The following is a 6883-nucleotide window of genomic DNA, read 5'->3' on the forward strand; positions in this document are numbered from 1 at the left end:
TTGTAAGAGTGTTCTTCAAACTCCTTAATAGTACCCTTGCGCTCTTTTGCACTAAGCGCTTAACATGGCTTGGCGATTACATCGCCCCTTTTATTATTGCGTTCTAAACGCAAATCCAACGTAAGCACTCGTTGCAAACGAGCGCAAGAGAAAGCATCTACAAATAATTCCTCCTCCCTGCAATTTTTATCCTATTTTTATCATACTGCCAATAAGCAGGGACATTTTATGCTCAGACAAGCTAAAGAAGCGCGTACCTTAAAACAAAACTTATTGCTGGCATCGTCAACCGCCTTTGTATCAGGTGTAACCAATGTGGCCGGTATGGTGGCCTTTCTGGCCTTTACCTCCAACATTACCGGCCATGTGGCCAACCTGTCCAAGCATGTGGTTGAGCAAAACTGGCAGGAGATCGTGGTTTTTGTGGTGTGGCTGCTGCTGTTTTTTATAGGCGCTTTTATGTCGAACTTTATTGTGAAATCGTTAGAGCATAAAAGCCGGTACCGGGCGCACTCCACCCCTATCATTATTGAAATTATATTATTACTGTTCGTGGCCATTTACGGGCATAATTTTTACCGCGAAACCCAACTTGAACGCGAAATGGTAATCGGGGTCATCATTTTTTCGATGGGCTTGCAAAACAGCCTGGTATCAACCATATCTGGCGGATTGATCAAATCAACCCATTTAACCGGCCTGTTTACCGATCTGGGCGGCGATGTATCTGAATGGCTGCATCCCAATGTGGCCAAAACAGATGCTACCAGGAATAAGATCTACATCAGGCTTACCGTGCTGGGCTTTTACTTTTTTGGCGGCATCATGGGCGGCTATTTTTTTAATCTGTTTGATTTTGCCATCTTTTATTTTATTCCGTTAATTTTGCTTACCATTTTATATTACGATCTTTCGCCCGTTGCATTGCATAAAATGAGCCGCCTGTTTTGGGCCGGCAAAAACTGATCGATCTGTTAACCAAAAACATCTATAAACTATGTGCGCTAAAACTGACATTCACGACACCAGCCATATCACCTATGAAGGTTTGCTGGAAGGCAACAAAAAATTTATTGACAATGCTTTAAAAACCGATCCGGAGTTTTTTACCAAGCTGGCCAACGGCCAAAAACCACCGATATTGTGGATTGGCTGCGCCGATAGCCGCGTACCGGCCAACCAGATCACCAACACTGCTCCCGGCGAAATATTTGTACACCGCAACATTGCCAATATGGTAGTGCATACCGATATGAACATGCTTAGCGTGCTTGACTACGCCGTAAACGTACTTAAAGTAAAGCACGTAATTGTTACCGGCCATTACGGCTGCGGCGGCGTGCTGGCCGCTATGAGCAATAAAGGCTACGGACTTATTGACAACTGGCTGCGCCACATTAAAGACGTTTACCGTTTACATGCCGATGAGTTGAACGCCATTGACGATGAGCAGCAGCGCGGCAACCGCCTGGTTGAGCTTAACGTTATCGAGAACGTATACAACCTGTGCAAAACCACCATCGTACAAAACGCATGGCACAATGGCCAGGATCTGGCTGTGCACGGCTGGGTATATAGCCTAAGCTCGGGCGCGATCACCGATATGAAAATAAGCACCTACAACAACCAGAACCTGGACGAGGTGTTTAAGTTTAAATAGAGGTGAGGGAGAGAGAATCAAGAGTCAAGAATCAAGAGATAAGACAAAAAATAAAATGATTCAGGTTGAATCATGAAAATAAAAGAGCCGGAATATTTAATATCCCGGCTCTTATCAATTTATAAAAATTGATTTCTTGAATCTTGACTCTAACCTCTTGGTTCTTCCCCCTACAGTTCCTTTGCCAAAAACGGATACCTGTAATCCTTCGGTGGATCAAAGGTTTCTTTGATGGTACGTGGCGATACCCAACGCAACAGGTTGATCATAGAACCAGCCTTATCGTTAGTACCTGAACCCCTGGCGCCGCCAAATGGCTGCTGACCAACTACGGCACCGGTTGGCTTATCATTAATGTAGAAGTTACCGGCAGCATTGCGTAGGCGACTTGTAGCCTCGGCAATGGCATACCTGTCTTGCGATATGATAGAGCCGGTAAGCGCGTATATCGATGTTTTATCAACAATGTTCAGCACCTCATCAAATTGGTCGTCTTCGTAAACATAAAGGGTTAGTACCGGGCCAAACAGCTCTTCGCACATAGTTACGTAATATGGATCGTTAACCTTTAATACGGTAGGTTCAACAAACCAGCCTTTGGTTTTGTCGTAATTACCACCGGCAACAATTTCAACACCTTCGTCAGTTTTGGCGGCATCAATATATTTAGCCAGTTTATCAAACGATACTTCGGTGATCACGGCATTAATAAAGTTCTCAAAATCTTCAACCGGGCCCATTTTAAATGAGGTGATGTCGCGTTGCATGTTAGCTTTTACCGCAGGCCATAATGAGGCCGGGATATAAGCCCTTGAAGCGGCTGAACATTTTTGTCCCTGGTATTCAAAAGCACCACGAACAAGGGCAGTACTTACTACATCGGCATCGGCACTTGGGTGAGCAAGTACAAAATCCTTACCGCCTGTTTCGCCAACAATGCGCGGGTAAGTTTTATATTTATGGATGTTAGTACCAATAGTTTGCCAGATGTTCTGGAACACTTTGGTTGAACCTGTAAAGTGAATACCTGCAAAATCAGGGTGGTTAAATATAACCTCGCCGACAACAGGGCCGTCAACATATATCAGGTTGATAACGCCATCGGGCACACCAGCCTCCTTGAACACCTTCATGATCACATTGGCTGCAAATATTTGCGGATAGGCTGGTTTCCAAACCACCACGTTACCCATCATAGCTGCAGATGCTGGCAGGTTGCCGGCAATAGCGGTAAAGTTGAATGGTGTTAAGGCAAACACAAAACCTTCCAACGGGCGCTGCTCCACACGGTTCCAAACGCCTTTGCCCGATACAGGTGGCTGCTGCTGGTAAATTTCGGTCATGTATTGCACGTTGAAGCGCAAAAAGTCGATTAGCTCGCAGGCAGAATCAATCTCGGCCTGGTAGGCGTTTTTTGATTGACCAAGCATAGTAGCAGCATTGATCTCGGCGCGGTAAGGGCCGGCCAACAGCTCGGCAGCCTTTAAAAATATAGCCGCGCGTTGCTCCCAGGGTAAATTTTCCCAATTGGCTTTGGCAGCTAAGGCAGCATCGATGGCAGCGGTAACGTGGCTGGCATCACCTTCAGAAAAAGTAGCCAGTAAGTGTTTATGATCATGCGGCGGACGAATTTCCAGCTTGTTGCCGGTACGTACCTCTTTGCCGCCAATGTACATCGGTATATCCAGTTGTTGCGCACGGGCCTGCTCTAAAGCGGCTTTAAGCGCTACACGCTCCAGACTGCGCGGGCCATAGTTTAAAACAGGCTCGTTTTGCGGTACCGGAACATTAAAAAATCCTTTAAGCATAGATGGGTTATTTATGTTGCCGCAAAGATAGGAATTTTGCAGGGATGCGAAATTGACTGAGTGTCAAAAATGAAGGGGGATAACTATTAACAAGTAGCAGAGCTGGATAGCGAGTATACGCTCTTTATTGCAAAACGCAGACCTGTTTGGCTTAGAGCGCTCAATTGCCGCTAAGGCTGTTACGTTTTTCGTTGATGTTTTGTTTTTTAGAGGTACTCAAGAGGGCTTCGCCGTTTGTCTTGATACAAAAGTAACCAAAAGATCAAGACAAAAAAAAGCTTCCCCCCACAGGCAAAACACCCTGGCCCGCTTTTTTGTCAGGCCTTTACCCGCTTTTTGATTTGCAGTTTATTTTGCAGTTCATAAGCTTAATTTTCTGTCCATTTTCAAATTCTGTAAATTCTGATTCAGACAATCAGCAGATCAGCTTCGGGTGAAAGCAGGCAGAACTCGGTGGCCTTGTGCGGCCGAAGGGGCATAGCAAATATTTGCAGAAGCGTAAGATAATGAGCGAACGAAGTAGGGCAACTTTTTGCAGCCCGTGGCTCTGTCTGTTTTGCAGGGCAAAGGCCTTGTGCGGCAAAGAAGCCTTTCTGCTGAAAGCCTTTTTGGTTACTTTTGTGGCCACAAAAGTAACTCGGCCCTCCCGCGGCCAAGAGCGGGTATACGCCATGCGTTATGAATTTTGTCATTGCGAGTGATAGCGTGGCAATCGCGAACTTTACAAGGCGTAGCTGCATAGTTCGCAATTGCTTTGTCGTTCCTCCTCGCAATGACAATTTTTAGTAATGATGCGTTTAAAGTTAAAACTAATGATTTATATCGAACAAATACGCCCTGAACTTACCTGGCGCTTAAGGCAAAGGATTTTATACCCCGAACAAAAGCTAAACGAAATGGCTATGGAGGAGGATAACAACGGTTATCATTTTGCCGCTTTTAAGGATAACCTGATTGTGGGAGTAATATCCCTGTTTGCTCATGGCGATGAATACCAGTTCCGTAAGTTCGCGGTTGATGAGAACCTGCAAAATATGGGCATCGGCGGGCAGATGTTAGCTTATATTACCGATTTCGCTCAAACAAACGGCGCTAAAAAGCTGTGGTGCAACGCCAGGGTATCGGCCATAGGCTTTTACCGCAAGGCAGGTTTTGAGCATACCGGAAAGTTTTTTACCCGGCATGGCTTTGATTACGAGATACTGGAGAAAACGCTTACTCCTTGATCAGCGCTGCTATAAGCACCGTTGCATAATCATTGGCTTGCTTTTGGTTTGATAGTTTAGCCAGTTCAAGCGCTTCGTCAATGTCGCCCTGGGCCTCATAAACTACAGCCAGATTATAAGCCGCCCTGCTGGCCATTTTTGGATCCGGGCCGTCAATAAGCGGGTTAAGGATCTTAAAGGCAAGATCGAAACGGCCTTTTTGTATCTGCGCTACTGACTGCTGCAATACAGCGCCCTGACTGTTAAGCGGGCGATAGTTGGTTATGGTATAAGGAAGATAATCTTTCAGCGCATCGAGCCCCGCATCATGAGCGGTAGTAAACAGGGAAACTCCGTTACCACGGCTATCCGTTGGTTCTTCTGCCGTACCGGTAAGTTTCTTGAAATAAATGCCGTTACTTTCGTACAGGGTAAGCCCAACCTTAGCTTTCATATTATAATAAGCTACCTGCGTATTACCCTCATACTGCACATTATCAAGCACAACACCTGCATTAAAGGTGTTGAAGGTTAAAACATAGTTGGTTTTATTATCTGCTGCCAGTTGCTTTATTGAATCGGTATTAGCTGCAAAACTTGCCGAATCAACCAGGCTGGTAACTTTAACGCCAGGCAGCTGCTTCAACTGTTTTTCAATGCCGCTAACAGCGCTATAGGCTGCGGCTTTAAGTATGGCTATCCTTTTCTTGCTTATTTTGGTTGAATCAAAAGCAAGCCGGTTAACCAGCAGAATGTGAGTAGTATCCGGATTAAACACCAGTTTAGGCGCATAATCAACAGGCACAGTTGCATACTGGGTAACACCACATGAAGTTAGGCAGGCAACAAAAAATATACAGATAAGCTTAATCAGTTTCACGATACAACGGAGTAAATTATAGATGACGTAAAATTACAAAACTACTATGAATTTGAAATGAATATAAATGTGGCATTAATGTAAAACTTACAGTTAATCACAACTCATTAATCAAGCAGGCCATATTTTACATATTTCAAAAAAAAACGTATATCCTGCCACCTTAGTATTAAATTAATAATAAAATCACGGTTATATTTTCAATATGACAGCTTATTTTACGGCTTTAATCTACTGTTTGTTATATTTGCTTATCGTATATTAATAGTTTGCTTAATAAACATGGCTAAAAAAAAATCTGAAAACACACCACATATTCCTGTTGTAAACGAAACTTCACTGTCTTTTCTTGAAAAATACATCAATAACCCTTCCCCTACCGGTTTTGAGTGGAAAGGCCAGGAATTGTGGCTCGAATATCTAAAACCTTACATCGATACTCATTATGTTGACAATTACGGCACTGCGGTAGGCATTATCAACCCAAAGGCAGATTATAAGGTTGTTATTGAGGCTCATGCCGATGAAATATCATGGTTTGTAAATTATATTACCAATGATGGTTTAATATATGTAATACGTAACGGCGGATCTGACCACCAGATAGCCCCTTCAAAAAGGGTAAACATACATACCGACAACGGCATAGTTAAAGCTGTTTTTGGCTGGCCTGCCATCCACACCCGTTTAGGCGGCGAAAAGGAAGAAGCCCCAACCCTGAAAAACATTTTCCTGGATTGCGGCTGCACCTCAAAGGAAGAAGTTGAGAAACTGGGTATCCACGTAGGCTGCGTAATTACTTACGAAGATGAGTTTATGGTGCTTAACGACCGCTATTATGTAGGCCGTGCGCTTGATAACCGTGCCGGTGGCTTCATGATAGCTGAGGTAGCCCGCCTGCTGAAAGAGAACAATGTAAAACTGCCATTTGGCTTATACATCGTTAACGCTGTACAGGAAGAGATAGGCTTACGTGGCGCCGAAATGATAGCCCACAAAATAAAACCAAATGTGGCCATCGTAACCGATGTTACGCATGATACGCAAACCCCGATGATCAATAAGATCACCCAGGGCGATCTGGCCTGCGGCAAGGGCCCGGTGGTATCATATGCCCCTGCGGTTCAAAACAACCTGAACAAATTGTTAATTGAGGCTGCACAAAAGGCTGATATTCCTTTCCAGCGCCAGGCATCATCACGCTCAACCGGTACTGATACCGACGCGTTTGCTTACTCAAATGATGGTGTGCCCTCGGCATTAATTTCATTGCCGCTAAGGTACATGCATACAACGGTTGAAATGATCCATAAGGAGGATGTTGATAACG

Annotated in this window: 6 protein-coding genes; 4 read left to right on the forward strand and 2 right to left on the reverse strand. The window is 44.5% G+C overall.

What is annotated here, in order from left to right; translation table 11 throughout:
• Window positions 1-228: 228 nt before the first annotated feature.
• Together AAGC65_RS21250 and can are read left to right on the forward strand one after the other, a co-directional pair.
• Window positions 229-966 carry a YoaK family protein gene (locus AAGC65_RS21250; protein ID WP_343114471.1) on the forward strand — a complete coding sequence of 246 codons (738 nt, stop codon included), beginning with the start codon at window positions 229-231 and terminating at the stop codon, window positions 964-966.
• 31 nt (window positions 967-997) lie between these two features.
• On the forward strand, window positions 998-1660 hold the full coding sequence (gene can / locus AAGC65_RS21255; protein WP_343114472.1) for a carbonate dehydratase: 663 nt from the start codon (window positions 998-1000) through the stop codon (window positions 1658-1660).
• Window positions 1661-1830: 170 nt separating this feature from the next.
• On the opposite strand, the gene pruA is transcribed toward can, so the two are convergent.
• The gene (gene pruA, locus AAGC65_RS21260) at window positions 1831-3468 is read right to left on the reverse strand and encodes an L-glutamate gamma-semialdehyde dehydrogenase (RefSeq protein WP_343114473.1); all 1638 of its coding nucleotides are present in this window, start codon (window positions 3466-3468) and stop codon (window positions 1831-1833) included.
• Between the two features lie 812 nt (window positions 3469-4280).
• On the opposite strand from pruA, the gene AAGC65_RS21265 reads away from it, so the two are divergent.
• On the forward strand, window positions 4281-4694 hold the full coding sequence (locus AAGC65_RS21265; RefSeq protein ID WP_343114474.1) for a GNAT family N-acetyltransferase: 414 nt from the start codon (window positions 4281-4283) through the stop codon (window positions 4692-4694).
• Here the strand turns inward: AAGC65_RS21265 and AAGC65_RS21270 are convergent.
• On the reverse strand, window positions 4684-5553 hold the full coding sequence (locus AAGC65_RS21270; protein ID WP_343114475.1) for a DUF6340 family protein: 870 nt from the start codon (window positions 5551-5553) through the stop codon (window positions 4684-4686). The genes AAGC65_RS21265 and AAGC65_RS21270 overlap by 11 nt on opposite strands.
• Window positions 5554-5835: 282 nt before the next feature.
• Between AAGC65_RS21270 and AAGC65_RS21275 the strand changes: the two genes are divergently transcribed.
• Window positions 5836-6883: M42 family metallopeptidase (locus AAGC65_RS21275; protein ID WP_343114476.1), on the forward strand; the 1048-nt coding region annotated here is incomplete at its 3' end.

The sequence above is a fragment of the Mucilaginibacter sp. genome, from assembly GCF_039207105.1.
Classification (GTDB): domain Bacteria; phylum Bacteroidota; class Bacteroidia; order Sphingobacteriales; family Sphingobacteriaceae; genus Mucilaginibacter.

Coding starts and splice junctions, on each gene's coding strand:
- AAGC65_RS21250 (WP_343114471.1), top strand. CDS start 229: ATGCTCAGACAAGCTAAAGAAGCGCGTACCTTAAAACAAAACTTATTG.
- can (WP_343114472.1), top strand. CDS start 998: ATGTGCGCTAAAACTGACATTCACGACACCAGCCATATCACCTATGAA.
- pruA (WP_343114473.1), bottom strand. CDS start 3,468: ATGCTTAAAGGATTTTTTAATGTTCCGGTACCGCAAAACGAGCCTGTT.
- AAGC65_RS21265 (WP_343114474.1), top strand. CDS start 4,281: ATGATTTATATCGAACAAATACGCCCTGAACTTACCTGGCGCTTAAGG.